General features: G+C 28.7%; 25 protein-coding genes. All 25 read right to left on the reverse strand.

The annotated features are described in order from the left end of the window. Positions 1-124: 124 nt before the first annotated feature. The 25 genes from upp to mfd all read right to left on the reverse strand — a co-directional run bounded on the left by upp (position 125) and on the right by mfd (position 26,626). The gene (upp, locus tag VN21_RS01090) at positions 125-754 is read right to left on the reverse strand and encodes a uracil phosphoribosyltransferase (RefSeq protein ID WP_021430412.1); all 630 of its coding nucleotides are present in this window, start codon (positions 752-754) and stop codon (positions 125-127) included. A 12-nt stretch (positions 755-766) separates the two neighbouring features. Next, positions 767-1,213, reverse strand: a complete 447-nt coding sequence (gene rpiB / locus VN21_RS01095; RefSeq protein WP_046821640.1) for a ribose 5-phosphate isomerase B — start codon at positions 1,211-1,213, stop codon at positions 767-769. Between the two features lie 122 nt (positions 1,214-1,335). After that, positions 1,336-2,379, reverse strand: a complete 1,044-nt coding sequence (locus tag VN21_RS01100; RefSeq protein WP_046821641.1) for an L-threonylcarbamoyladenylate synthase — start codon at positions 2,377-2,379, stop codon at positions 1,336-1,338. A gap of 25 nt (positions 2,380-2,404) precedes the next feature. Further along, complete coding sequence (locus VN21_RS01105; protein ID WP_046821642.1) at positions 2,405-3,082, reverse strand: ZIP family metal transporter; 678 nt, start codon at positions 3,080-3,082, stop codon at positions 2,405-2,407. 136 nt (positions 3,083-3,218) lie between these two features. Continuing rightward, positions 3,219-4,283 carry a peptide chain release factor 1 gene (prfA, locus tag VN21_RS01110; RefSeq protein WP_046821643.1) on the reverse strand — a complete coding sequence of 355 codons (1,065 nt, stop codon included), beginning with the start codon at positions 4,281-4,283 and terminating at the stop codon, positions 3,219-3,221. 43 nt (positions 4,284-4,326) lie between these two features. Continuing rightward, complete coding sequence (gene prmC, locus VN21_RS01115) at positions 4,327-5,178, reverse strand: peptide chain release factor N(5)-glutamine methyltransferase (RefSeq protein WP_046821644.1); 852 nt, start codon at positions 5,176-5,178, stop codon at positions 4,327-4,329. Positions 5,179-5,193: 15 nt separating this feature from the next. After that, the gene (locus tag VN21_RS01120) at positions 5,194-6,090 is read right to left on the reverse strand and encodes a DUF1385 domain-containing protein (protein WP_046821645.1); all 897 of its coding nucleotides are present in this window, start codon (positions 6,088-6,090) and stop codon (positions 5,194-5,196) included. 88 nt (positions 6,091-6,178) lie between these two features. Beyond that, positions 6,179-6,754, reverse strand: a complete 576-nt coding sequence (locus VN21_RS01125; protein ID WP_021430400.1) for a thymidine kinase — start codon at positions 6,752-6,754, stop codon at positions 6,179-6,181. Between the two features lie 57 nt (positions 6,755-6,811). Next, entirely contained in the window at positions 6,812-7,012 is a 201-nt protein-coding gene (rpmE, locus tag VN21_RS01130) for a 50S ribosomal protein L31 (RefSeq protein ID WP_025161269.1), read from the reverse strand. Between the two features lie 113 nt (positions 7,013-7,125). Then, a complete protein-coding gene (gene rho, locus VN21_RS01135; RefSeq protein ID WP_046821687.1) occupies positions 7,126-8,574 on the reverse strand; it encodes a transcription termination factor Rho in 1,449 nt (482 codons plus the stop codon). Between the two features lie 195 nt (positions 8,575-8,769). Next, entirely contained in the window at positions 8,770-9,768 is a 999-nt protein-coding gene (glpX, locus tag VN21_RS01140) for a class II fructose-bisphosphatase (protein WP_046821646.1), read from the reverse strand. A gap of 157 nt (positions 9,769-9,925) precedes the next feature. Then, the gene (fsa, locus tag VN21_RS01145; protein WP_046821647.1) at positions 9,926-10,573 is read right to left on the reverse strand and encodes a fructose-6-phosphate aldolase; all 648 of its coding nucleotides are present in this window, start codon (positions 10,571-10,573) and stop codon (positions 9,926-9,928) included. 165 nt (positions 10,574-10,738) lie between these two features. Beyond that, positions 10,739-12,652 carry an oligoendopeptidase F gene (pepF, locus tag VN21_RS01150; protein WP_046821648.1) on the reverse strand — a complete coding sequence of 638 codons (1,914 nt, stop codon included), beginning with the start codon at positions 12,650-12,652 and terminating at the stop codon, positions 10,739-10,741. A 419-nt stretch (positions 12,653-13,071) separates the two neighbouring features. After that, complete coding sequence (spoIIE, locus tag VN21_RS01155) at positions 13,072-15,438, reverse strand: stage II sporulation protein E (RefSeq protein WP_046821649.1); 2,367 nt, start codon at positions 15,436-15,438, stop codon at positions 13,072-13,074. Positions 15,439-15,529: 91 nt separating this feature from the next. Continuing rightward, the gene (locus VN21_RS01160) at positions 15,530-16,450 is read right to left on the reverse strand and encodes a Ppx/GppA phosphatase family protein (protein ID WP_046821650.1); all 921 of its coding nucleotides are present in this window, start codon (positions 16,448-16,450) and stop codon (positions 15,530-15,532) included. 56 nt (positions 16,451-16,506) lie between these two features. After that, the gene (locus VN21_RS01165) at positions 16,507-16,806 is read right to left on the reverse strand and encodes an FtsB family cell division protein (protein WP_046821651.1); all 300 of its coding nucleotides are present in this window, start codon (positions 16,804-16,806) and stop codon (positions 16,507-16,509) included. Between the two features lie 11 nt (positions 16,807-16,817). After that, positions 16,818-17,312 (reverse strand): spore cortex biosynthesis protein YabQ, encoded by a 495-nt coding sequence (gene yabQ / locus VN21_RS19380; protein ID WP_046821652.1) that lies wholly within the window; start codon positions 17,310-17,312, stop codon positions 16,818-16,820. Then, on the reverse strand, positions 17,312-17,566 hold the full coding sequence (yabP, locus tag VN21_RS01175) for a sporulation protein YabP (protein WP_021430372.1): 255 nt from the start codon (positions 17,564-17,566) through the stop codon (positions 17,312-17,314). Before yabP ends, yabQ begins: the two co-directional genes overlap by 1 nt. Before the next feature lie 64 nt (positions 17,567-17,630). Next, positions 17,631-17,873, reverse strand: coding sequence for an RNA-binding S4 domain-containing protein (locus tag VN21_RS01180; protein WP_046821653.1), 243 nt, complete (start codon positions 17,871-17,873; stop codon positions 17,631-17,633). A gap of 62 nt (positions 17,874-17,935) precedes the next feature. Then, a complete protein-coding gene (locus tag VN21_RS01185; protein ID WP_021430423.1) occupies positions 17,936-18,214 on the reverse strand; it encodes an HU family DNA-binding protein in 279 nt (92 codons plus the stop codon). 89 nt (positions 18,215-18,303) lie between these two features. Beyond that, a complete protein-coding gene (gene yabN, locus VN21_RS01190) occupies positions 18,304-19,752 on the reverse strand; it encodes a bifunctional methyltransferase/pyrophosphohydrolase YabN (RefSeq protein ID WP_046821654.1) in 1,449 nt (482 codons plus the stop codon). A gap of 79 nt (positions 19,753-19,831) precedes the next feature. Then, a complete protein-coding gene (locus VN21_RS01195; RefSeq protein WP_046821655.1) occupies positions 19,832-21,457 on the reverse strand; it encodes a putative polysaccharide biosynthesis protein in 1,626 nt (541 codons plus the stop codon). Positions 21,458-21,576: 119 nt separating this feature from the next. After that, positions 21,577-22,116 carry a stage V sporulation T C-terminal domain-containing protein gene (locus tag VN21_RS01200; protein WP_021430424.1) on the reverse strand — a complete coding sequence of 180 codons (540 nt, stop codon included), beginning with the start codon at positions 22,114-22,116 and terminating at the stop codon, positions 21,577-21,579. A gap of 104 nt (positions 22,117-22,220) precedes the next feature. Continuing rightward, positions 22,221-23,216, reverse strand: coding sequence for a peptidylprolyl isomerase (locus VN21_RS01205; RefSeq protein ID WP_046821656.1), 996 nt, complete (start codon positions 23,214-23,216; stop codon positions 22,221-22,223). Positions 23,217-23,230: 14 nt separating this feature from the next. Next, positions 23,231-26,626 (reverse strand): transcription-repair coupling factor, encoded by a 3,396-nt coding sequence (gene mfd / locus VN21_RS01210; RefSeq protein WP_046821657.1) that lies wholly within the window; start codon positions 26,624-26,626, stop codon positions 23,231-23,233. Between the last annotated feature and the right edge of the window lie 14 nt (positions 26,627-26,640).

Consider the following 26,640-nt stretch of genomic DNA (forward strand, 5'->3'; position numbering starts at 1 on the left):
TTTTAAATTTGATTTTTTTATAGTATTCATTGGTTATTTTAATAAGTGTTTTCCTAATATTTAGGCTAATAACTAAACGGAAAAAGGCATCTATAAAACTTTATAGATACCTTGTTTAAATTTATTACTTAGTTCCAAATAATCTATCTCCAGCGTCTCCTAATCCTGGAACTATATATCCATGATCATTTAATTTCTCATCGATATTAGCTACGTATATATCAACATCTGGGTGATATTTGTGAACTTCTTCTATACCTTCTGGAGAAGCAACTAAGTTAACTAATTTTATAGTTTTAGCTCCATCTCTCTTTAATACATCTATTGCTGCTACAGCAGATCCACCAGTAGCTAACATTGGATCTACTACTATCATTTCTCTTTCTTGTATATCTTGTGGGAATTTACTATAGTATTCAACTGGTTGTAAAGTTTCTGGGTCTCTGTATAAACCAACATGTCCAACTTTAGCCGCTGGAACTAAGTTTACAAGTCCATCTACCATTCCTAATCCAGCTCTCAATATCGGAACTATTCCTAATTTTTTTCCAGCTATAACTTTTGCTTTAGTTTTAACAACAGGAGTTTCTATTTCTATTTCCTCTAAAGGTAATTCTCTTGTTATTTCATATCCCATAAGCATTGTTATTTCTGTTAGAAGTTCTCTAAAATCTTTAGATCCTGTATTTTTATCCCTCATTAAAGTTAATTTGTGTTGTATTAATGGATGATCTGCAACTACTACTTTTTTCATTATGTAAGCCTCCTAATTATTTTGTTCTATGTCATTTAACATATTTACTCTTCTTAAGTGTCTTTCACCTTCAAATTCAGTGTTTATCCACGCATCAACTATCTCAAGAGCTAACCCTTTTCCAATTACTCTCTCACCTAAAGAAAGCATGTTTGCATTATTATGTGCTTTTGACATTTTAGCTGAAAATGTATCTGAAACAACAGCACATCTAATACCTTTAACTTTGTTAGCTGCTAATGAGATTCCTATACCTGTCCCGCAACATAATATCCCATAGTCTACGTCCTTGCTAACAACCGCTTTGGCAACCTTTTCTCCATATATAGGATAATCAACTGAATCTATTCCATTTTCAGTTCCAAAGTCTACACATTCAATTCCTTTTGATTGTAAGTGTTTTTTTATTTCTTCTTTTAAATTGTATCCACCGTGATCGCTACCTAAACCTATCTTCATAGTCCAATACCTCCAATACTTTTGTATACATAGATTTATACTTAATTTTATATTATACTAAACTTTAAATATTTTTGCATCATTTATACATAATTATTTCATATATTTTTTGGACTTTATTATTATAATTCTATAATTTTATACCCAGCTGACTTCATTAATCTATTCATTATAGCTCTACCAACTCCATGATTAGAAAAAGCTTCAGAATATATTATATCCATTTCTTTTTTATCCATTTCTATTAATGCATTAAAAAGGTTACTTCCAACTTCTTCTAAGTTGTCTCCAAGACCTATGACTTCGCCTTTATAGTTTTCTTTATTTTTATTAAGACACATAACACCACATCTTAATCCTTTTTTTTCATTTTCAACTATTAAAGAGTTTATTTTATTAATTACTTTTGAATCTTCTCCTCTTACTATAAAAACATCTCCATTTGGTGAATAGTGCGTATATTTCATTCCTGGTGCTTTAGCTTTTTTTACGTCTGCTTTTCCTTCAATAGATGGGTCTATAAGAACTTCTCCTATTAAAAGTTCCATTTGCTCTTTAGTAACACTTCCGGGTCTTAAGATCATAGGCTTTTCAGATGTCATATCTACAACTGTAGATTCAAGTCCAAAATCACAGTCTCCTGCAACTATAATCCCATTTACCCTTCCGTTCATTTCATCGCATACATGCTTCCCTTTTGTTGGAGATGGTCTACCTGATATATTAGCTGATGGAGCAGCTATAGGTACTCCTGATTGTCTTATAATTTCTCTAGCAATAGGATTCGAAGGCATTCTTATAGCTACCGTATCTAAACCACCACTAGTTCTTTGTGGAACTATTTCTTTTTTCTTAAAAATCATAGTAAGTGGTCCTGGCCAAAATTCATCCATTAACACCTTAGCTTTTTCATTTATATCAGTAGCTAATTTATTTACCTCATCTTGTTCGCATATATGTACTATCAAAGGATTATCACTAGGTCGTCCTTTTGCTTCATATATTTTTTTTACAGCATCTTCATCTAAAGCATTTGCACCTAAACCATAAACTGTTTCTGTAGGAAAAATAACTGTATCTCCTTCAGATAATAATTTCGCATGCTTTCTTATTTCTTCTATATCTATATTTGATTCATCAATTTTACTTATTTTTGTATTTATCATTAGTATACCTTCCTCCATATTTAGTTTATATATAGCTGACTACTAAAATTCCAATTAAAAAACCTATTATAGAATACATAGATTTTGCTGATGGAAATATTTCTTCTAAAACTACATACATCATAGTTCCTGCTGCTATAGCCAAGAACCCCCCTATTAAAGAAGTACACATACCTGCGAAATATGCGCCAAAAAAACTACCTATACCCATAGGAATCCCTGCTATTAATGTTAATAATACAACTTTAAACGTGCTCATTTTACTCCCAGCTAAACTAAGCGCCATTGCTAAACCTTCTGGTATGTTATGAATACCTATTACAATTGCTAAGGTAATTCCTAGGTTTTCAGTTGCTATAAATGAAGATCCTATCGCTAAACCTTCCGGTAAGTTATGTAAAAGTATACTTAAAAATATTAAATACCCTGATTTAAGATCCGATTCTACTTCTAGTTTATTTTTTATTAACATAGTAAGTAAAGCTCCAGCAAATACAAACAAACTTGTATAAATAACCCCTATTTGGTTCATGGATTCTTTAAGAAGATCAAATACCACAACAGCTAGCATCACGCCTCCAGATATTCCCATAAAAAAAGTTATATATCTTTTTATATTTTTTCTAAAAACAGTGGATATGATGCCTCCGATTCCTGTCCCTATAACTCCAGATATCAATCCAATCAATGTTATTCGAAACAATTCTTGTTACCCCCTAGTATTATTTAACTTGCTCTAAATTTTATGTAATATAAATTACTATTATTACAACACTAGATAATAACTCTTTTTGCTTGCAAAAAATCCCTATTCAAAATAGGGATTTTTTATATTAAAATTATATAGACATCATTTTTTCAGTTTGATCTACAGTTATTAATGCATCTATCATTTCATTTAAATCTCCATCTAAGAATGCATCTAATTTATATAGAGTTAAGTTTATTCTATGATCACTTACTCTTCCTTGAGGGAAGTTGTAAGTTCTTATTCTTTCAGATCTATCCCCTGTTCCAACCTGACTTTTTCTTTCTGCAGCTATATCTTTATGTTGCTCAGCAACTGCTTTATCATACAATCTAGCCTTTAATATTTTTAAAGCTTGTTCTTTATTCTTTAATTGAGATTTTCCATCTTGGCAAGATACTACTTCTCCTGTAGGTATATGTGTAACCCTTACTGCAGAGTCTGTAGTGTTAACACTTTGTCCTCCATTTCCTGAAGAACGGAAAACATCTATTCTTAAGTCATTTGGATTTATTTCTACTTCAACGTCTTCTACCTCTGGTAAAACTGCAACAGTTGCTGTTGATGTATGTATTCTTCCTCCTGATTCAGTAGATGGTATTCTTTGAACCCTATGAACTCCTGATTCGTATTTAAGAACAGAGTATGCTCCATTACCTTTTATCATGAAAGATACTTCTTTATATCCCCCAACACCAGTATCACTAGCACTTAATAACTCAATTTTCCATTTTCTTCTTTCTGCATATCTGCAGTACATTCTAAATAAGTCCCCAGCAAATAGAGCTGCTTCATCTCCTCCAGCTCCACCCCTTATTTCAACTATAACATTTTTATCATCATTAGGGTCCTTTGGTAATAATAGTATTTTTAATTCTTCCTCTATAGGCTCAACTTTTTCTTCCATTTCAGATAGTTCCATTTTAGCTAATTCTCTTAGTTCTTCATCTGATTCCTCTTGTAAAATAGTTTTAGAATCAGATATAGCTTTCATCACATCTTTATATTCTCTAAATTTCATTACAATTGGCTCTACTTCAGCATGTTCTTTTATAAATTTCTGCCATACTTTTTGGTCATTTATTACTTCCGGGTCCGCTATTTTTTCACTTAGTTCTTTATATTTATCTTCTAGTACTTCTAATTTGTTTAGCATACTTTTCACCTCTTTAATTGTAAAATATCAATAGTTGATTATATCATAGTTTATAACCTATAACAACTCTATCGATTCCTTGCAAGTCTTTCTTTGTATATATTTTAGAGTAACCATTATCCTTCATAATATCATACACATCTTTAGCTTGATCATGGCCAACTTCAAAAGCTAATATTCCTCCATCCTTTAAATAACAAACAGATTCTTTAGTTATTGACCTATAAAAATCTAAACCATCCTCTCCACCTTCAAGCGCTATATATGGTTCATAATCTTTAACTTGAGTATGAAGTGTATCTATATCTTTTTTTCTTATATATGGAGGGTTAGAAACTATTAAATCTAGCTTTATGTTTTTATCTTTAATTCCACTAAATAAATTAGATTCTATAAAATCAATTTTACTGTTAACTTTATTACTTATAGCATTCTTTTTACCTATACTCAAAGCTTTTTCGGATATATCTAGTGAATAGACATGACAGTTGTCTATATACTTTGCTAAGCTTACAGATATAGCTCCTGATCCAGTTCCAATATCAACAATGTTCAACATTTTCTTATCCTTAGTAAGTTCTATTATCTCCTCAACTAACGGTTCAGTGTCTGGTCTAGGAATTAAAACTCCTTCTTCTACAAAAAAATCTAATCCCATAAATTCTCTATTGTTAACTATATATGCAATAGGTCTTCCATCTAATCTTTCCTTAATCATTCTATTAAACTCTTCCATTTGTTCATCTGAAAGTTTTTTATTCAAGTTTAATTGAATATACAGCCTATCAACATCACCTAATACTTTCTGCAATATTATTTCTGTATCTAATTTGGGAGTATCACTGATACTTGATAACTCCTCCATATATTTAATTAAAATTTCTCTTATTGTCATAGAATTTCTCCTTTTTTACTTTATGACAGCATCTAATGCTTTTAATGCAACTTCAAGTTGTTTATCATCTGGTTCCTTAGTTGTAAGTTTTTGTAACATCATTCCTGGATAAGCTACAGTTTTTGTCAAAATGTTATTATATTTCCCAAGCAATTTTATTATTTCATATGATATTCCGGCAACTATAGGAACACATACAATTCTCATAATAATTCTTACAATTGGGTTAGGCCACCCAAAAAAAGAAAAAAGTATTATTGAAGTGAACATTACTATAAATAAAAAATTAGTTCCGCATCTTGGATGTTGTGTCTTAAACTTCCTTGCGTTTTCAACAGTTAAATCTAGATCATTTTCATAACAATAAATAGCTTTATGCTCAGCTCCATGATACTCAAACACTCTTTTAATATCTTTATTCATAGATATTAATAGTATATAAATAAATAAAATGCATATTCTTGTAAATCCTTCTATTAAGTTCAATATTAAGTCACTATTTATAAATCTTGAAAATAATCCACCTATCATTGTGGGTGTTACTACAAATAATAACATTGCAAAAAACAATCCTATTATCAGGGAAATTATTATTATCACATCATTTGCCTTATCTTTAAATAGTTTATTTATGAATTTATCAAAAGCTGACTCTTCTTCATCATCATCTAAAAAAAACTCAGATGAAAAGTTCATACTATTTATTCCTTCAATCATGGTTTCTATTAATATAAAAGCACCTCTTAAAAATGGAATCTTATCTATATTCTTATCAGATATCCAACTTTTTATATTTCTTTTTCTAATTATAATTTCTCCATCATTTTTTCTAACAGCTATTGCTCTCTTGTTTTTAGATTGCATCATAACCCCTTCAATTACAGCTTGCCCACCTACTGGTTGTTTTTTCATATATCCACCTCTACTCCTAAACTATATATATAATATTACTATATTAGGCAAAGAAAAAACACCTAAAAGGTGTTTGTTATGTGTAAATTTATTTTTCAACTACATGACATTTTCTACATCTAGCTTCGTAACTTTCTACAGCTCCAACTTGTATTATCGGTTCATCATACTTAGCTGGCTTACCATTTATAAGTCTTTGAGATCTAGTTGCTGGTTGGCCACAAACTGAACATATAGCTTGAATTTTATCTACAAATTCAGCTACAGCTAACAATTTAGGCGTAGGACCAAAAGGCTCTCCTTTAAAATCCATATCTAATCCAGCTGCAATAACTCTTATCCCTTTATCTGCTAACTTTATAGCCATATCAACTACTTCATTATCAAAAAATTGAACCTCATCTATTCCAACTACTTGAGTATCTTCATTTATATACTTTTCCATTTCCGAAGAATCCTTTATAGGAATAGCATTTATTGCATATCCGCTATGAGATACTACATCTTCTTTACTATATCTATCATCAATAAGAGGTTTAAAAACAACTACGTTTTGTTTTGCAATCTTAGCTCTTTTTAATCTTCTTATTAATTCCTCACTTTTACCACTGTACATAGGACCTATGACAATTTCTATATATCCATGATTTACCGGTCTATACATACTTAATCCTCCTATATAAATAAAATAGGAGTTGGCAAGCCAACTCCGTATTTACTATTAGTCGATTTTGAATCTCTTCTTGAACTTGTCTATTCTTCCACCAGCTTCTATATTCTTTTGCTTTCCAGTATAGAAAGGATGGCATTCTGAACATATCTCAACTTTTATTTCGTCTTTAGTTGATCCAGCAACGAATGTGTTTCCACAAGCGCAACGTACTTCAACTTCTTGGTATTTTGGTTGTATATCTTTTTGCATATTTGTCACCTCTTCTCCTTACTTTTCGAAATTAATTATATTAACTTTTCGTTTTTCATTATTCAACTACACCATTATAACATAAGATTATTTAGGGTACAAGAGTTTTCTAATTAGTTTAAAGTCTCTTTTATATACTTTATAAACGAATTATTATCCTTTGTTCTCTTAAGTAATTCTAGTACTTTATCAGTTACTTCATATACTGAATTACTGCTCATATCTTTTCTAAGTTTCCAAAGTGCAGCTTTCTCTTCTTCTGTTAATAGTAAATCTTCTCTTCTTGTTCCTGATTTGTATATATCAACAGCAGGGAACACTCTCTTCTCAGCTAATTTTCTATCTAAGTGTAATTCCATATTTCCAGTTCCTTTGAACTCTTCAAAGATAACATCATCCATTCTAGATCCTGTTTCAACTAACGCTGTAGCTAAAATAGTTAAAGATCCGCCTTGTCTAATATTTCTCGCAGCTCCAAAGAATTTTTTAGGCCCATGAAGCGCTCCAGGATCTAATCCTCCTGATAACGTTCTTCCAGTTGGTGATATACTTAAGTTGTACGCTCTTGCAAGTCTTGTAATACTATCTAATAATATAACAACATCTTTTCCATGCTCAACTAATCTTTGCGCTCTATTTAGAACCATCTCAGCAACTTTAACATGATGGCTTGATACCTGATCAAAAGTTGAATAAATAACGTCTGCGTCTATAGATTCTTGCATATCTGTAACTTCTTCTGGTCTTTCATCGATAAGAAGAACTATTAACTCTACATCTGGATGATTTTTAACTATACTATTGGCTACACTTTTTAAAAGAATCGTTTTACCAGCTTTAGGTGGTGCTACTATCAATCCTCTCTGCCCTTTACCAATAGGAGAAATTAAATCTATTAACCTTGTAGATATTTCATTTTGATACTTCTCTAATGTAAGTCTTTCTTCTGGGTATATCGGTGTAAGAGTTTCAAAAGACCTTCTTTTTGTAGCTGTTTCAGGATGTTCGTCATTTATTTTTTGAACATATAATAATGCTCTAAATTTTTCACCACTTTTTGGATGTCTTGTTATACCTTTAACTTTATCTCCTGTTTTCATATTGAATCTTCTAATTTGCGATGGTGAAACATATACATCGTGTTCTGTAGATAAATAGTTAGGTCCTCTTAAAAATCCAAATCCATCTGGTAGTATTTCTAAAACACCCATTACCTCATCATCTTTAGATGTATTGAACTCGTCAACAATTTTAGCTTCATCAACTTCTTTAACATTATATGAATTCCTGTTGTAATTTTGATTGTATCTTTGAGTTCTATTTTCATAAACCTTAGGTTCTTGCTTATTCACACTTTGTTTTTGTTCACTTTTAATTTCTTTTTTTTCGGTTTCTTTTTTCTCGATTTCTTTATTATTATCTATCATGTCCTTATTTTTATACTCATTTATTATTTGTATTAACTCATTTTTTTTATACTTACTTATAGACTTAATCTCTAATTTCTTTGCTAATTCTTTTAGTTGAACTAGAGTCATGTCATCTAAATTATCCAAAGTCATATCTTTCGTATTCAAAAAAGTCCTCCTATCCCATAATTAAATTACAATTTTATTCGGAAATTAAAGGCGTGCAAATGAGAAGCTACCATTATTATAGCAAACAGTTAAACTTAATACTATCACTATTTATACATTATGGTCAACAAATAAAAAAATAAAACTATTCAAACAAAATAGTTTTATTTTTCTCACCTTCTATATACTATATTTACCCATTAAATCCGTTAATATATCATTTTTATCAACTGAATGTATTGCATCGACAAATCTGATTGTTCCTGTTTTTGCTCTCATAACAACCGAATTTGTTGTTATTCTATTGTTCCCTAAACTAACTACACCTTTTAATAAATCTCCATCTGTTATTCCTGTTGCTGCAAAGAACAGTTCATCACCTTGAGCTAAGTCCTCTAATGATAATATTTTTGATATATCTTCATCTGTTAATCCCATTTCATGGCATCTAATTCTTTCTTGCTCACTTAGTGGATAAATCTGAGCTTGCATATCTCCGCCCATGCACTTAATTGCTGCCGCTGTTATAACACCTTCTGGTCCACCACCAATTCCCATAAGCATATCTATTCCTGTATCTTCAAAGCAAGTTGCAATACCTGCTGCTACATCTCCATCTCCGAACATTTTTATTCTTGTCCCTAATTTTCTAGCTGCTTCAAATATATAGTCATGTCTTTCCCTGTCTTGTACTATTATAGTCATTTCTGTTGTCTTTTTATTTAAAGCTTTTGCTACATTTTTTATATTTTCTTCAACACTTGCGTTTAAATCTATACATCCCTTTGCCTTAGGTCCAACAATTATCTTCTTCATATAAGTGTCAGGCGCTTTAAGTAAACTTCCTTTTTTACCCATTGCTATTACAGAAATAACATTAGGTAGTCCTTTAGCGATTAGTGTAGTTCCATCCAAAGGGTCTACTGCTATATCAACTTTCATGCTATCATCTGTCGCCATACCAACTTTTTCACCAATATATAACATAGGAGCCTCATCCAACTCTCCTTCTCCTATTACAACTTCACCATCGACCTTAACTGTTTCAAAAGCTCTTCTCATGGCCTCAACTGCTGCGCCGTCAGCTCCGTTTTTATCTCCTCTGCCCATAAACTGCGATGAGACTAAAGCTGCTGCTTCCGTTACTCTAACTAACTCTAATGCTAAATTTCTATCCATAAAATTCATCTCCCTTAGTTCGTTAATCTCTCTTCAAATTATATATCACATTTAATAAATAGTAAACATTTATAAATGTTAAATAAGGGTTTTAGTATGTTATATAATTGTAAAAATACATAAAAAAAGCGATAATTTAAAAATTATCGCCTTTTTATTAGTTCTTAGGTACAGTTTCCCAGTCTTTTAAGAATTTTTCTATACCTATATCTGTCATAGGATGCCCTAGCATTTGTTTGAAAACTTTGTAAGGAACAGTTGATATATCAGCACCTGCTTTAGCTGAAGTTAAAACATGTTGAGGATGTCTTATACTAGCTGATATTATTTCAGTGTCTATACCATGTATGCTGAATATTTCTGCAACTTCCTCTATTAACATTATTCCTTCTTGACCTATATCATCTAATCTACCAACAAAAGGACTTACATAAGAAGCACCTGCTTTAGCTGCTAATAATGCTTGGTTTGATGAGAATATTAAAGTTACATTAGTTTTTATTCCTTTTTTATGTAAAGCTGATACAGCTTTTAATCCTTCTGCACACATAGGTATCTTTATTACTATATTTTCATGAATTTTACTTAACTCTTCGCCTTCTTTTATCATTCCTTCGCTATCCATTGAGATAACTTCTGCAGATATTGGTCCATCTACAATTTGAGTTATTTCCTTAACTACATTTTCAAAAACTCTTCCTTCTTTAGCTATTAATGAAGGGTTTGTTGTAACACCTTCTATAACTCCCCAAGAGTTTATTTCTTTTATTTCATCTACATTTGCAGTATCTATAAATAGTTTCATGTTTTACCTCCTTATATTTACAATCCTATAAATAAAGTTATTACCTTATCAATTTTAAACATTATGTATTACTTATAAATTAACCTAAACTAAAAGTTTAAAAAGTCCTTAAATTACAAGGACTTTTTAATATATTCTACCACTATTTCTCAATTACTTCTATCCTTAATTTATTAAGAGCTTTTCTAACTCTGATACTAAAGAATTAAATTTTTGTGTAGTTTGTTCTATAGGTTTAGTACTGTAAAGATTTATACCACTCTCTTTCAATAATTCTATCGGATAGTTAGAACCTCCTTTTTTAAGAAATGATAAATAATTTTCAGGACCATTTTTAATTATATCTTGAGAAAATGCAATTCCGGCGCTACATCCTGTAGCATATTTATAAACATAGAAACTATTGTAAAAATGTGGTATTTTTGACCAACCAACCTTAGATAATTGGTCTACTCCAAAATCTTTACCATAATATTTTTGCAAAAGTTCTCCCCATATATCATTTAGTACTAATACATTTACAACTTCTCCACTTTCAAGCTTTTGATGCACTTTGTACTCGAATTCCGCATACATGGTTTGTACAAACAAAGTATTTTTTATTAAATCTAGATACTGAGTTATATAATAAGCTTTTTCATCTTTATTTTGAGTATTTTTTATTAACATTTCATATAACATAGCTTCATTAGTTATAGATGCTACTTCATGAGTAAAAATACTAGGTTTTGAATTTAAATAATTTTGATTCTTTGAACTCATATATCCATACACAGCATGTCCTAATTCATGAGATAAAGTAGATACAGAATCTAAATTTCCGCTATAATTCATTAAAACATAGGGATGACTATCATATACAGATAAACAATATGCTCCACTTACTTTATTATGATTAGAATATACATCCACCCATCGTTCATTAAAAGCTTTATAAAGTATATCTCCATATTCTTTACCTAAAGGATTTAACGATGCATATACAATACTTTGCGCTTTATCATATGGAATATACTCATCTACTGGATTTATGATTGGAGCATGCATATCATATGAGTAAACTTTATCTAAGTTCAATACTTTTTTTCTTAAATGTATATATTTGTGCAAACTTCCTAAATTATTATCAACCGTATTTATAAGTTCATCATAAACTTTAGGATCTATATCATCGCCTGACATGTACATATCTCTTGAATTTTTATAACCTCTAGTATTTGAATAAAAAATATTTTTCTTAACTTGTCCTATAAATAATCCTGATAACATATTTATATTATCATTGTACTGTAGAGATTCATTTTCATAAGCTTTTTTTCTTTCTTCTCGATTAGAACTTTCTAGTGCTAATGCATATTGTGATGGATTTAAGTTCGATTTTTTATCCATATTCATAAAAAGGTCATATACTTCTTTAGGTAAAGAAGCTATATCACTTATATTGCTTAACATTTCTTCTTCCTTAGAATTTAGATAATGCTTTTTGTTCCTTCTGATATCATTTAAATACATACTATACTTACTTGATATTTTTTCATTTTTCATGATATCTTTAAAATCTTTATTTGATAGTTTTAAAATTTCTAATTCTAAATTAGAACAAATAAAACTATATTCTTTATATACTTTATTCAAACTTTCGTTCATATTTAGATAGTCATACGATTTATTGTTAATATCACTATTTAAAGATACATACGCACTTAATTTTTCTAATTCTGAATCTAATTCTTCTTTTATATTTAATGCATATAGTAAATGTTTTTGAGATTTTGTTACTTTTCCCACATAATTTTCTAACTCTTTAGTTTCTTTACTAAATTTACTTAGATTTTTTTTCCAATCACTATTACTCTTATATAATTTAGATATATCCCAAGTAGTAAATTTTGTTGGTTTTTTTTCTTCTTCTTTTTTATCATTTTTAGAAGGTTCTTTTTTATTAGTATCATTTATCATTTCAAGTGCTTTTTCACTAAAAGCTTCACTGTTTCCGTTTATATCTCGTTTTAATAAAATAGATGCAAATAATATAACTGCAATGACTATAGTTATTACTCTATACATATTTTTCCCCATAAAAAGCCATCCTTTCACTAAGATTATTAGTATTAGGATGGCTTTTTGAATTTATATTATTCAGTTTTTGGAAAATAAGTATTTTGAAAATTATCCACATAATTATCAACATATTCACATGTTTAAAATGTTAATTTTTCAACATATTTTATACAAATTTTTTCGTATTTATACATTTAACACTGTAATTATCCACATATTATACATAGTTATTAACATTTTTTATGTTTTTTTGTTGATATTTATTTATTTTTAAATAGATATTTTCTAGTTAAAATTGTTAGAATTATTTTTAAATTCGCGCATATTTTGTCGAATATTGTAATTTCAACATATTCATAGCTTTAAATCATATATATATATCCACATTTTATCCACATTTTATTAACATTTTGTGTATAACTTGTGGATTTATAAATTTAATGCTTGAATACTTTACTAACAAGTACCGTCATATCATCATGAATATTATTATTTTGTATATCAAGTGCTCTATTTAAAATTTCATTTGAAATTTCTTTTGGATTAGTTGTATCTAATCCTTTTAAGAAATATATAAGCCAGTTATCTCCTAAATTTTTATTCTTTCCAGCATCAACAATTCCATCAGAAACCATAATTATATAATCTCCATCTTTTAATTTTCGACTGTCTCTATCTATATTTATATCTGATAGTATTCCTACTGGCAAAGAAGCACTAGATATAAGTTCTATTTCTCCACTACTTCTTTTTATATAAGTTGAGCAAGCTCCCATTTTAATAGTATTTAATACTCCCTTGTTTAAATCAATAATTCCTAAATCTAATGTCGAAAACATCTCATCTGATGATTTAAGCATTAATATATTATTTATAGTATCAATTATTATTTCTTCATCTATATTGGAATCCATCATATTTTCTAATATATCTATGGTAACAGATGATTCTTCATATGCTTTTCTTCCTTTACCCATTCCGTCACTTATGGCTAGCATATATTTACCATCTGACACTTCCATATAAGTATAATTATCTCCAGAAATTATGTATCCATCTTTTGACATATTTGAAACTTCCGTTGCAATTTTAAATTCTTGCCTTTTAGTTAGTTTTATTTTACACTGGCCTCCTGTACAGGTACATCCAACTTTTCTTGCCACTAACTCTTCTCCTAAAATATTAGATATAATATTTGTTATTTTCCTTTCACATAATTTATTGTCACTGCAAGTTTCTTTTTCTATTAAAACTTCAAAATCATTGCTGTCTGTAGATATATAATTAAGTTTTTTTACACTTATATTATTTCTATCTAGTTCAACGAGCAAGTTTTTTTCCATCTCCATATCAAACGTTATATCTTTATCTAATTCTTTAGCCATACATTCTATTGATTTAGACATATACCTGATTTGATTTGCTACCAATTTCCTATTTTCAGAAAATTTTTGTTCCCAACTATAATCTAATGCAAACATTTTATAATAATAATTAGATGCCTTAACAATACTTTCAGGTTTTATACAATCCTTTTTAAAATCAATAGGTATATTTTCTAAATAAATTTCACCACTATCCTCTAATTCTTCTAATATCCTATTCAGCATTGTATAAGTGTAATTAAATTTAGAGTCCCAACATCTTCTTCTCATTCCACAATTTTTACACTCATCGTTATGAACCATATCTATTATGTGTGCTATATCCTTTTGATCTAATATTTTTTCTTTTTCTCTTACCCTATCAAAAGTATTCGCTAAATCTGAATACGTTTTATACATTCCCCTCAATCTATTATTTGTTATTTCTCTATTTCTAGATAAATAATCTTCAATTCCATCTTTAAGACTGCCATTACCTTTTATAGTTTTTTCTATACCTTTTATTATCTTATCAGGAATAAGTATTACCAATACACTTGCTATCAAAATATCTCTAACTTCCATAATATTAGATCCAATTCCAGATGTATAAATATAAATCAAACTCCATCCTACTATATATCCTGCTATACTTAAATACTTGTTAACTTTATTAAATCCACCTGAAATCAATCCTGCAAATGCATAAATACCCATATACATACTAGATACAAGGTTATTTATGAAGTAAACTAATCCAATTATAACTCCACTAGATGAACCTAGTGCAGCCCCACCTGTAATAGATAATATTAGTATAGTCATTGTTGTTAAAACATTTCTAATAGATATTCCAAGTAAAGAAACTTCTCCTATTCCCATTATGCTAAAGATCACAATGATCGTTAAAGCTACTATTTCTTCATTAGATGTAACTGTTCTTGAAGCCCTTTTGTTTATTACAGCTACTCCATACGAAAAAATATATGTTCCTACAAACATTAGAATACATTCAACTAAAGCTATACTTAAGTTATATACATAACTACCAAATATAAGAGCTTGTCCAATAGATATGGGAATCATTATTAAAGTTCCTATAATAGATATTTTATTTATTGATTTTATATTTTTAATATAACTAGAAATAATTTGAATAATAATTATACAAATTGAATATTTTATAATGTTAGATACTTGATTAAACGATAGTACCGTACCCGCTAAAGTAGCTATAAATACAGGTAGTTTATACTTATCTATAACAGATACACATAAGAAAAAAGCTACCCCCAATGGAGCTATATTATCCACAACCATAGCTCTACTAAGTAAAAATCCAAACAAACATAAAACAAGTGTGTTCGTATCCAAAAAATTAACTTGTCCTATATTTTTAAAAACTAAATTTCTTTTATTAACCGATATACTTCTTTCCATAAAAAAACCTCCCCCTGTTATTTTCATACTGAAATTGTAACAAATGAGAGATAGCTTTTTTGTCATAATAGGTAGCAAATACCTTATAATATTAAGACATTTTTTTTGCGTTTTGACATAATAATCCTTCCAAATTATCGTATTCACTTACTATAATTTTTTCTTTTTCTAAGTTTTTCATTATTAAATTTAAAATTGCTACACCAGCTGTTATAATATCCGCTCTTTTAGGCTGTAGCCCTTTTAAGTTTTTCTTATCATTTAATGTCATCTTTTTTAAATTTTGTAAAATATTATCTAAATCTTTTTTGCATATTTCACTTTCATGGATTTTTTCCATAGAATATGTTTCTAACTCCTGATTTATGGCCGAAACAGAAGTTATTGTTCCTCCAATACCAACTATTGATTTTATATTTTCTTTTTTTAATACACTTAGAGTTTTATTTATAGTTTTAAATATAAATTTTTCCATATTTTTAAACTCTATTTCACATATTGGATCCTGCTTTAAAAATTTTTCAGTCATTCTTAAAGCTCCTACATTTTCACTTTGGCAAAATTCAATTCCTTCAGAGCCTCCTAAAATAAATTCTGTAGAACCTCCACCTATATCTATAGCTAATATACTTTCTTTTTCTTCTAGACCCTGTAAAATCCCTGCAAAACCTAAATTGGACTCCTCTTCTCCACTTATTATATCTACATCTATATTCAATTCCTTTTTTGCTCTATTTACAAAATCCAATTTGTTTTTGCTATCTCTTAAAGCCGATGTCCCTATACAAAAAATTGTTTTACAACCTTTAGATTTTGCTAAAATTGAAAATTCTTTTAAAGCTTCAATATTTCTTTCTATAGCTTCTTTTGATATGCATCCTTCACCATCTACCCCTTGACCAATTCTAGTAGTATTTACAAACTTCTCTCTATTTAAAAGTTTGCCATCTATGAAATCTGCTACTAATAATCTCATAGAATTCGTTCCTATATCTATAGCTCCTAATCTCAATTTGCTAACCTCCTATTAACGTAATTAAAAAATGTAGATATAAATAGAGGAAGTATCTAATTACTTCCTCTATTTATATCTACATATATTATTTCATTTGGCTTTACCATTTTCAATCTATTTCTGGCTATGTCCTCTACATATTTATCATCATCTAAGCTTTTCTTGGATTTTTTTAATCCTTTAATATCTTTTTCTGTTTCTTTTATTTCTTTTTTCAAAGAAGCAATTTCATTGTTGTATTTAACAGATTTAAAAATTTGAGTAGTAAACCCACCTATAAGTGATATTACTAAAAAAGATAAAAACATCCCAACAATTAGATATTGCCCTAAAAATTTTTTTCTTTTGTTCATAATCTCTCCCCTTACGATTTAATTTTTACTCTTTTTAACTTACCTAACTTAAATTTCATAAACATCGCTATTCTTAAAATTAAATTAGGTATATAAAATATAGTATCAAATAATAAGTGTATTGAGTAGATTATAACGTAATACAAATTAACCGAAATCTTGCACGTACATACTAAAATTCGTCTTATAGTGTTAATAACAAATCCTATTGATTTATTTAATACTTTTAGTATGAATTTACTGATAGTATTATAATAAATAATAAATCCTATAAATAAAGCAATAAAATGATAATATCTTAAATCAAAGGATTCTATGACATTTATAGTTACAAAAACAAGCAAAGTCACAATTATCCAAAATAATACATCATAAAAAACTGAGAAAATTTTTATTATATTAAAGTTTTGTTTAAAAGCTCTATATAGATCAAATAAAACCCCTATAAATATTCCACCATATATCGTTGCAAAAAATGCTCCGAGGTCCTGAGTGAATGGTATCATTATTTAAATAACTTCTTAAAGAAATTTTCTTGAGGTTCCTTAGCCTTACTGTAATTTATTCCATTTATAGTCCCTGTCACAGTAATAACTTTTTCGTCTATACTAAGCTTACTCATGTCTAAATTTTCTCCATCTACAATCATATCTCCAGATGTAGTTCTTATTTCTACTTTTTTATCATTGAAAGAGTATATATGCTCTACTCCAGAAATAGTTAAACTTGATCGATTGTTTAAGCTTATACTATGTTCCATAATATCCCTCCATATTAAATCTTTATAATTAACCTAATATAAATATACGAGGGATATTTAAAATTTATTCTATTATCTCAAACATTTCTTTAGCATCATTTTTTAATACATGATCTTTTATTTCTTTTATTTCAAATTTCATTAGTTTTTCACCAAATTGAATTTCAAGAATATCTCCTATATTAACTTCTGATGATGATTTAGCTAACTTACCGTTTATAGTAACTATACCTTTATCACAAGCCTCTTTAGCCACTGTTCTTCTTTTTATTATTCTTGAAACTTTTAAAAATTTATCTAATCTCATCTATGAAAACCTCCTTATATAGAAAAAGTGTGGAAAATCCACACTTTTAAATATAAATAAAATTATCCATTTATTATATCTTTTAATCCCTTTCCAGCTTTGAAAACTGGTGCCTTAGAAGCTGGTATATCTATAACTTCTTCTGGGTTTCTTGGGTTTCTTCCTTGTCTTGCTGCTCTTTCTCTAGTTTCAAAAGTTCCAAATCCTACTAATTGAACTTTTTCTCCTGATACTAATGCTTCTTCAACTGATTTCATGAAAGCATTTAATGCTGCTTCTGCTTCCTTCTTTGTTAATTCACTCTTTTCTGCCATTTTTGCTACTAATTCAGCTTTATTCACGTTACTTACCTCCTAAAAGTTTATATTATAGAATTTTATACTCAATATTAGATAAAATTCTAGATTTTTAACAAAATACCTTCTGCTTACTAAATTTTTTTAGATTCATTCCAAATTTCATCCATCTCTGCTAATGACATATCTTCTAATTGTCTATTTAAACTTATAGCTCTATTTTCTATAAATTCAAATCTATTTACAAATTTTTCAGTAGTCAAGTTCAATGCTTCTTCTGGATTTATATCTAAAAATCTAGCAAGATTAACTATAGAGAATAGTAAATCTCCTAGTTCTTCCTTTATGTATTTTATATTTCCTTGTTTGTGTTCGTCAAGTAATTCTTTATATTCTTCTACAATTTTTTTAAAAACATCGTCAATATCATCCCAGTCAAACCCTACCAAAGATGCCTTATATTGTACTTTTTTAGCCTTTGTTAGTGCTGGTAAACTGTTTGGAATTCTTTTCAATCCTTCTGTTATCGTAGATTCACCTTTTTCCTTCTTTTTTAACTCTTCCCAAGTTTTGTCATATGTATTCATATCCACTTCTTCATTTTTAAATACATGAGGATGTCTAAATATTAATTTCTCACAAATGCTATTAGTAATTTCTTTTAAATCAAAGTAGCCTTCTTCTTTACCTATTTGTGAGTGAAAAACAACATGAAGTAAAATATCACCTAGTTCTTCTATCATTTCATCAATATCATCATTATCTATAGCTTGTCCAAGTTCATATGCTTCTTCAATTATATGAGCTTTTAGAGATTTATGCGTTTGTTTCTTATCCCAATCACATCCATTTTCTCCTCTAAGTTGCTCAACTATATTTTCTAGATCTTTTACTGTATTATACATAGTTTTATCAGATTTTGGAATATATAAACTTGTTAAATAATCAAATTCATTATCATTTCTATCAAGTTCATATAATTTAACATACTTTTTGCTTTCTAAAGCTTTAACACCTGCAGCTTTTACTATACATATTTCTTGTTCATCATCATAATTTTCCATTAATGCTAACTTTACATTTGATGCTATAAATCTATCATAAATTTGAGTAATTATCATGCTAGTATTTATATCTATATAGCTATTTTCAATTTCAAATGCATCTACTAACTTAAATCCTTCTGATGGATCAACTTCTAAATAGTTAAACATAGCATCTACAAAGCTCATAGAAGCTATTGTTTCCACTTCTACGCCTTTTCTATGTGCAATCCCAGCAATTATACCTACAGTCTTTTCTGCAACCCTAGGATGTCCAGGTACTGCATATATAAGATCCCCATTTTGTGTTTCTTCAATTATAAAATTTGATATGTTATTATAAATATTATCAAAGTTTTCATCTTGATTATAAAAATAATCCAAAGATGTATATTTTATTTCATTCTTTAACTTATCAATTATAGGATGTTTCTCAGTTCTAAGAAAAACTCTAGAGCTATTTTTTAAAGCTTCTAAAGCTCCTTGGCTTATTAAAGAATATTCTCCAGGCCCAAGACCTACTATAGTTATTTTTCCCATATAAAAAGTCTCCTTATCCTGTAAAAATAAAGGAAGTTACTTAATATAAGTATTTCCTTTATTTACACATATATATACATTATTTCATAAGTTTTAATTTTCTAAGAACTTTATATACTTTATCTCCCTTAGGCATATTTAACAATTCATCTTTTTTTATACCGCCTAATCCAATAGTTGAAATTACATAAACTATACCTCCAATAACCATTGATATTAAAGTCGATAAAGTATTTCCTAACGTTCCTATCATAATACCATAACTTAATTTTACTGTTACAAACATAATAAGTACAATTATTAATGGCTTTATGAAAAATGTTTTAACTGATAATCTCATTCTCATTGCTTTTTTTATGTAGTTTAATTCAAGCATAGCAGCTACAAAATAAGCCGTTACAGTCCCTAAAGCTGATCCTATAACATTTATTTCTGGTATTGCTGTTAATGTGTAACTAATCACTATTTTAAAAGCCATACCTATAACCAAACAAAAAACTGGAACCATAGGTTTTCCCATACCTTGAAGTATACCATTTAAGCTCTGTATAAGCCCTAAAAATACTACACAAGGTGTTAAAACTAATAATATAGTCCCAACTGAATCTGGTTGCGCTGGAAATAAAAGTTTCATTATAGGATGTGCTAAAGATGCCATCCCAAAAGCCGCTGGTAAAACAATCATTAATGTTACTTTTATAGCAGTTTTAGTTTCTTTTATAGCTTTAGCTCTATTTCCAACAGCATAAGCTTGTGATATGGCAGGAACTAAGCTCATACTCATAGCAACAGTTATAACTGCTGGTAAGTTGATTATAGCCATAGCCATTCCCGTTAATTGACCAAACATTACATTTGCCTCAGTTTGGGTAAAACCAGCCTCTACTAACCTTCTTATAACAATTACAGTATCTACCATATTTACTAGTGGCATAACAGCTGCTCCTATAGTTATAGGTATAGCTACTACTAATAATTTTTTTAGTATCCTAGATACACTTTCTTCTCTAAATTTTTTACTTGATTTTATTTCTCTTTTTATAGTTTTTAATTTAAATAAATAAGCTATTATCAGATATATAATAGATGCTATAGCCCCTATAGTAGCACCAATTATAGCCCCTGCTGCACCTTGTTGTGATCCAGGGTTTGGCCCAAGACTAGTCATAAAAAGATACGCAAGAGTTATTCCTAATATAACTCTAAAAAGTTGTTCAATTATTTGAGAAATCGCTATATGAGTCATTTCTCTTCTTCCTTGAAAATATCCTCTATAAGATGACATCGCCGGAACAAATAAAAGAGCTGGTGAAATAGCAACCATTGCATATTTAGCTCCCGGATTTTTCATTATGTAATTTACAATAAAATCTGATCCAAAGAAAAATATACAAAATGATACGAACCCTGTTATTGTCAGTACACGATGAGATACTTTAAATACCTTATGTGCTCCTTTATAGTTACCTATAGCTATTTTTTCTGAAACCAATTTAGCTAGTGCAGTTGGAAACCCTGCAGTTGCCAAAATTAAAAAAAAGGTATATACAGGGTATGCAGCTTGATAATACCCCATACCTTCTGCCCCAATTAAATTCCCAACAGGTATTCTAAAAAATCCACCTATTATTTTAACTATGATTCCTGCTAATCCTAGTATTAATGCCCCTTTCAAGAATGAATCTTTTCCCTTATTGTTACTCATAATTCCCCTCCATATTATGTTGTATAACAAACTCTAATATAACATATATGCTATTGTAGATTCAATAATTACCTTGTAAACTTTAAAAGACCCTATATCAAAGGGTCTTTTAAAAAATACTATTGAACTTGTTTGCCTAGGAAATTAGCTGCCACTTTAAGTAATTTCTCATCACTATCATTTAGACCTGCTTCATCTTTAGAAACTAAGCATATAGATCCTATACAATCTCCAGATGAACTAACTATAGGCATTATTATTTGCATTTTATAGTCCATTGAATCATCTTTGTATAGTGCAACTAATTTATTATCTTTTACGTGAGTAGAAATTCTATTTTCTATAAGATCTTCTAATTCCCTACTTATACTTTTTTCTTTATAATCTTTTTTAGGTAATTTAGATACAGCTATTATTGAATCTAAATCTGTTACCACAACTCCATGACCTAAGGTTTCTCCCAAAGTTTCTGCATATTCTTGAGAAAATTCATTAAGCTCTCCAATTGGAGAGTATTTTTTTAATATTACTTCTCCATCTTTAGCTGTAAATATTTCTAAAGGATCTCCTTCTCTAATTCTTAGAGTTTTTCTTATTTCCTTTGGTATAACAACTCTTCCAAGGTCATCTATTCTTCTAACTATTCCTGTAGCTCTCATATCAGATTAATACCTCCATTAGTAACTTTGAACTTATTTTTACCAACGTTAAGAAAAATATACAAAAAAAACCTATACCATTATAATAATGGTATAGGTTTTTTTTATATGTTAATTTTTAGAGCTTCTTTTTCATTTGTTTCAACGTCTGCCTTATCTGTTAACTGTTTAACTTTTTCAGTATATTTTTGATATAGTAAGTTTTGTTTTATATTGTCTTTAACTTCATCAAATGTGTATTCTTTATATTTTTTATCAGTTACTTTTATTATATGATATCCATATTGAGTTTTTACTACATTAGAAATGTCTCCTTTGTCCATTGCAAATGCAGCTTTTTCAAATTCTGGAACCATTTGGCCTTTTGAGAAGAATCCTAAATCTCCACCTTTAGCTGCAGAACCTTTATCATCTGAATTTTCTTTAGCAAGCTTAGCAAAATCTCCTCCTGACTTAACTTTTTCATAAAGATCGTCAGCTTTTTTCTTAGCTTCTTTTTGTTTTTCTTCAGAAAGAGGTTTATTAGTTTTTTGATCAACTGTTGATATTAATATATGAGATGCTCTAACCTCATCATCTACATAGTTATTTTTATTTTCGTCATAATACTTTTTCATTTCAGCTTCATTTATTTTTGTATTTTTATCAAAGTTATTTTTAAAGTTTTGTATAGTTATATCTTTTTCTAATTGAGATTTTAAAAACTCATCATCGATACCATTATCTTTTAAAAATTTCTCATAATCTTTATCTTGCTTTACACTTTCTTTTAATTGTTTAAATTGTTTATCAACCTCTGATTGTTTAGCTTCTAACTTATCCTTTTTTGCTTGTTGATATATAACTTGTTCTTGTACCATTTGTTGTAAAATAGCCTTTTTCATTTCATCCTTATATTTTACACCTTCTTTAATTTCTTGATCCCATAAATCCTTACCATACATTTTAGAAATAGATTCTTTATAAGTCTCAACTGTCTTTTTATAATCAGATGCAGTTATTTCAACTCCATTTACTACCGCTACAGGCTTTTCATTGCCACACGCAGTCATAGCTACCCCTAAAAGAACTACCATTATTAATGATATTATTTTTTTCAATTTCAACATCCTCTCTAATTTTTATTTTTTGAATTACACATTTGTTCAAGTATGTTTTCTAATTCTAAAATTATCTTATATCCATTTTTTTCCTTAGTTTTGTATCTTGTTTGTGGTAAAAGAATAATTTCATCTTTTGCCATTCTAACTTTTTCTATACCTAACTTTTTGCATAATGTTTTCATGTAAGCAATAGACATAAGTGCATTTACAGACTTAGGAATATCAGAGAATCTATCCTCTAATTCATCTTTTATATCATTTAAATCTTCTTCATTTTCTATAGAAGCAATTTTTTTGTACATTTCAATTTTTATAATTTCATCTTCTATATAGCTATCAGGTATGTATGCATTTACCGGTAAATCTATTTCTACATCTATTTCTTCCTCTAATATTTCTCCTTTTACCTTTCTTATTGCATCATTTAACATTTTAACATATAAATCATATCCAATAACAGCCATATGTCCATGTTGTTGTGGTCCTAGTATATTTCCTGCACCTCTAATTTCTAAGTCTCTCATAGCGATTTTAAAGCCTGATCCAAACTCAGTAAACTCTTTTATAGCTTTTAATCTTTTTTCTGCAACTTCACTTAAAACTTTATCCTTTTCATACATAAAGTAAGCATAACCTTGCCTATTACTTCTTCCAACCCTACCCCTTAACTGATACAGTTGGGCTAATCCCATTTTGTCAGCATCATAAACTATCATGGTGTTAGCGTTAGATATATCCATACCTGTTTCTATTATAGTTGTACAGACAAGAACATTGTATTCTTTGTTTAAAAATCCTAGTATAATATTTTCTAACTCTTTACCAGTCATCCTTCCATGAGCAACAGCTATTTTAGCATCTGGAACTAATCTTTGAATCATGCTAGCCATCTCATCTATTCTTTCAACTCTATTATATACAAAAAATACTTGACCATCTCTAGCGATTTCTCTTTCTATCTCATCTTGTATTATACTCTCTTTACCTTCTACAACATATGTTATAACTGGATATCTCTCTTGAGGTGGTTCTTCTATAACACTCATATCTCTTATTCCACTTAGAGACATGTGTAAAGTTCTAGGTATAGGTGTTGCTGATAATGTTAAAACATCTACTGTTGATTTTATCTTTTTTAAAGATTCCTTATGTTTTACCCCAAATCTTTGTTCTTCATCAATTACCACTAATCCTAAATTAGGAAGATCTATATCTTTAGATATTATTCTGTGAGTTCCTATAATTACGTCTACCAATCCTTTTCTAGCATCCTCAATTATTTGTTTTTGCTCTTTTGGAGTCTTAAATCTACTTAATACCTCAACTCTTATAGGATAATTTTCAAATCTAGCTCTAAAAGTATTGTAATGCTGCTGAGCAAGTATTGTAGTAGGAACTAATACTGCAACTTGTTTTTGGTCCATACAAGCCTTAAAAATAGCTCTTATAGCTACTTCTGTCTTTCCGTAACCAACATCACCGCATATAAGTCTATCCATTACCTTGTTAGACTCCATATCCTTTTTAGTTTCTTCTATAGCTTTTATTTGGTCATCTGTTTCTTGATACGGGAATAAAGTTTCAAATTCACCTTGCCATAAAGTATCTTTGCTAAACTTGTATCCTTTTATTTTTTCTCTTCTTGCATATAGTTCTACTAAATCTTTGGTCATGTCTTCTATTTCTTTTTTTACTTTAGCTTTAGCCTTTGACCATTCATTGCTACCAAGTTTATTTAATTTAATTTTTTCTGTATCTGAACCTATAAACTTCTGTATCTTATCCATTTGGTCTATAGGTACATATAAATTATCTCCACCTTGATATACAACTCTCATATAATCTTTTTTTACACCATTCACACTTAGTTGATCTATACCTACATATCTACCAACCCCGCTGTTTTCATGTACAACATAGTCTCCTACATTTAAATCTAAGAAACTTTCTATCTTTTGACCTTTATTAGATTTTTTAGTTTTCACTGTTTTAGCTCTTTTGTTTGAGCCTATCATTTCTTTATCGGTTATAACATCAAATTTTATAGACTTATATTGGAAACCTGACGTTATATTACCTACAACTATAACAATTTGTGATGATTGAATATCTATATCTCTTTTTCTAGATAAAATACTTTCTGTTCCTAAATTTAATAGTTCCTTGTTTAATTTTTTAGCTCTATCATATGTGTTAGTTGCTAAAAGAATTTTATGTCCATTATATTTTAGTCTATTTAATTCTTCTGCTAGAATGTCTATCTTTCCATTAAAAGTAGGTATTTCTCTACTTTCAAAATTAACTATACTTCCTATGTTGAATTCCTTAACAGATTTAGTTAATAGCATATTTAATATCAATTTTTTCTCTTCTACTAAATATTCTAAATCTGAATAATGATAAAGAAGTTTGCCTTGTTCTTTTAAAGCTAATCCTCTTTCTAGATTTAACTTATAATTTTCTTTAAACTCTGATGTGTAATTTTCACATCTTTCTTTCAAACGAGATAAGTCATTTATAAATACTATTGCATCTTCTTTTAAGTAAGTAAAAATGCTTTTGTTTTCTTCCTCATACATATAATCTATATAATTTTCTACACCTTCAAAATACGTTTTGCTAGATATATTATCTAAACTTTTATATACATCGTCATCCGTAAATTTATGAGTATCTTTTTTTATTTTCTCAATAGTAGTATTTACATCATCAGGATATATAAATTCTCTTGATGGTGTTATTGTACATTTCTTTATTTTCTTTACAGATTTTTGAGTAAAAACATCGAAAGTTCTTACAGATTCAATTTCATCGTCAAATAATTCGATACGTATAGGCATATCATATTCTAAAGAGAATATATCTATTATCCCACCTCTAATACTAAATTGACCAAAACCTTCTATTTTAGATACTCTTTCATATCCTAAAGAAACTAACTTTTTTGATAGTTCATCTAAATCTATTACATCACCGATTTTATATGTAAAAATATTTTTCTTTAAAATTTCTTTAGGTATATACTTTCTAAGTATAGCTTCTGCAGATGTGACTATAATTGTATTTTCTCTGCTTATCATCTTTAAAAGTACTTTTAATTTTTTTGCTTCTTCATTTCTATCCTTTGCATCTAAATGATAAAAATAGATATCTTGTGAACTTAAATAATCCACTTTATCCTTCATATAAAAACATAAATCTTCATATACTTTTTTAGCTTCTAAATCAGTATTTGCAACATATAAAATTTGCTTCTTTAAATCACTAAATATAGAGTAAGCTATATTGGATTTCTGAGCTTGTAATAATCCATTTACAAGCAATGCACTTTTATTATTTTCAATATTATTTATTATGTCTTTATATTCTTTAGAATTTTGCAAAGGAGATATAAAAATATCAGACATATTCAAATCCCCCT

It is taken from the genome of Paraclostridium benzoelyticum (assembly GCF_001006285.1).
In the GTDB taxonomy this organism is placed as follows: domain Bacteria; phylum Bacillota; class Clostridia; order Peptostreptococcales; family Peptostreptococcaceae; genus Paraclostridium; species Paraclostridium benzoelyticum.

Coding starts and splice junctions, on each gene's coding strand:
- upp (WP_021430412.1), bottom strand. CDS start 754: ATGAAAAAAGTAGTAGTTGCAGATCATCCATTAATACAACACAAATTA.
- rpiB (WP_046821640.1), bottom strand. CDS start 1,213: ATGAAGATAGGTTTAGGTAGCGATCACGGTGGATACAATTTAAAAGAA.
- VN21_RS01100 (WP_046821641.1), bottom strand. CDS start 2,379: ATGATAAATACAAAAATAAGTAAAATTGATGAATCAAATATAGATATA.
- prfA (WP_046821643.1), bottom strand. CDS start 4,283: ATGCTAAACAAATTAGAAGTACTAGAAGATAAATATAAAGAACTAAGT.
- prmC (WP_046821644.1), bottom strand. CDS start 5,178: ATGACAATAAGAGAAATTTTAATTAAATATATGGAGGAGTTATCAAGT.
- VN21_RS01120 (WP_046821645.1), bottom strand. CDS start 6,090: ATGAAAAAACAACCAGTAGGTGGGCAAGCTGTAATTGAAGGGGTTATG.
- VN21_RS01125 (WP_021430400.1), bottom strand. CDS start 6,754: ATGTATAGACCGGTAAATCATGGATATATAGAAATTGTCATAGGTCCT.
- rpmE (WP_025161269.1), bottom strand. CDS start 7,012: ATGCAAAAAGATATACAACCAAAATACCAAGAAGTTGAAGTACGTTGC.
- rho (WP_046821687.1), bottom strand. CDS start 8,574: ATGACTTTGGATAATTTAGATGACATGACTCTAGTTCAACTAAAAGAA.
- glpX (WP_046821646.1), bottom strand. CDS start 9,768: ATGGATAGAAATTTAGCATTAGAGTTAGTTAGAGTAACGGAAGCAGCA.
- fsa (WP_046821647.1), bottom strand. CDS start 10,573: ATGAAACTATTTATAGATACTGCAAATGTAGATGAAATAAAAGAAATA.
- pepF (WP_046821648.1), bottom strand. CDS start 12,652: ATGGGGAAAAATATGTATAGAGTAATAACTATAGTCATTGCAGTTATA.
- spoIIE (WP_046821649.1), bottom strand. CDS start 15,438: ATGGAAAGAAGTATATCGGTTAATAAAAGAAATTTAGTTTTTAAAAAT.
- VN21_RS01165 (WP_046821651.1), bottom strand. CDS start 16,806: ATGAACAAAAGAAAAAAATTTTTAGGGCAATATCTAATTGTTGGGATG.
- yabQ (WP_046821652.1), bottom strand. CDS start 17,312: ATGATACCATTCACTCAGGACCTCGGAGCATTTTTTGCAACGATATAT.
- yabP (WP_021430372.1), bottom strand. CDS start 17,566: ATGGAACATAGTATAAGCTTAAACAATCGATCAAGTTTAACTATTTCT.
- VN21_RS01180 (WP_046821653.1), bottom strand. CDS start 17,873: ATGAGATTAGATAAATTTTTAAAAGTTTCAAGAATAATAAAAAGAAGA.
- yabN (WP_046821654.1), bottom strand. CDS start 19,752: ATGGGAAAAATAACTATAGTAGGTCTTGGGCCTGGAGAATATTCTTTA.
- VN21_RS01195 (WP_046821655.1), bottom strand. CDS start 21,457: ATGAGTAACAATAAGGGAAAAGATTCATTCTTGAAAGGGGCATTAATA.
- VN21_RS01200 (WP_021430424.1), bottom strand. CDS start 22,116: ATGAGAGCTACAGGAATAGTTAGAAGAATAGATGACCTTGGAAGAGTT.
- mfd (WP_046821657.1), bottom strand. CDS start 26,626: ATGTCTGATATTTTTATATCTCCTTTGCAAAATTCTAAAGAATATAAA.